This is a genomic window from Flavobacterium sp. J49, assembly GCF_011742145.1.
In the GTDB taxonomy this organism is placed as follows: Bacteria; Bacteroidota; Bacteroidia; order Flavobacteriales; family Flavobacteriaceae; genus Flavobacterium.
On sequence record NZ_JAAQQU010000050.1, the window covers coordinates 1 to 896 of the forward strand.

Genomic DNA, 896 nt, shown 5'->3' on the forward strand with positions numbered 1-896 from the left:
TCTTAGTCGACAAGAAAAACAGCACACAACACACGATTGTTACAATTGCCTGCCGCAGGCGCAACACAGGCAACTGTAGCAATCGTGGGAACGTTTTATGTGTAATGCCACATCCGAAATTATGATCGAGAAAATTAACCGAAATATTTGCCTAATTAAATACAGAAAATTTCCTCTCAGAGATTTTGTAAAAGACGAGGAAATTTCATTTTATCCAAAAATTTATAGTAATTATTGGTTAACGTTAGAACATAATTCACAAACTCAATTAATCAAAATATTGTCAAGTGAAATCACTAAGCTTTATAAAAATCTGAGTGTTGAAAGTTTGATATTTTTTGGAGATTACGACAGAAACTGGATTTCAAAATTTACTGAAGAAAGAAAAGATTATAAACCTTTAATTGAATCTGTAGACTATTTTAAAGAACAAAAAATCAACAAGCGCTTTAATGGCGCGGTTAAAGTAAACTTATCAGAACTCGAAAAGTTCATCAAACACTTCTTTGTTTTGACAAGATGTGACTCCGATTTTGCTTATTATCATTTTCTGGACGAAAAAGAAAACTTGTTAGGTTTTATTCATTATTCCGGTGAAATTCGATTTGATACTTTGAATGAGAAAATGGACAAAATGTTGCTGGAAGAATTAGACAACACAAAGTTTGTGAAAAAAGTATAAGCACTACACATAACAGCAGTTTGTGATTATGGCTGGTTTTGGGGTTATCAGAAATGTCTCGGCTGACTGAAATTTTAGTTATATTTGAAAACGCAAGTGAATGAGGAACGCCACAATCACAATCTGCGGCACGTTATAGGCAATTGCTCATTCGCATTTCATAGAACTCCTCATGAGAAAAGAACTAATAATAATATTGCTTTGGACAACTTCA

The 896-nt window shown here is 32.9% G+C and carries 1 protein-coding gene; it reads left to right on the forward strand.

Annotation, left to right across the window (positions count from 1 at the left end; translation table 11 throughout):
- The first annotated feature begins 280 nt into the window (after positions 1–280).
- Entirely contained in the window at positions 281–682 is a 402-nt protein-coding gene (locus HA632_RS01520) for a hypothetical protein (RefSeq protein WP_176305484.1), read from the forward strand.
- The last annotated feature ends 214 nt before the right edge of the window (positions 683–896 follow it).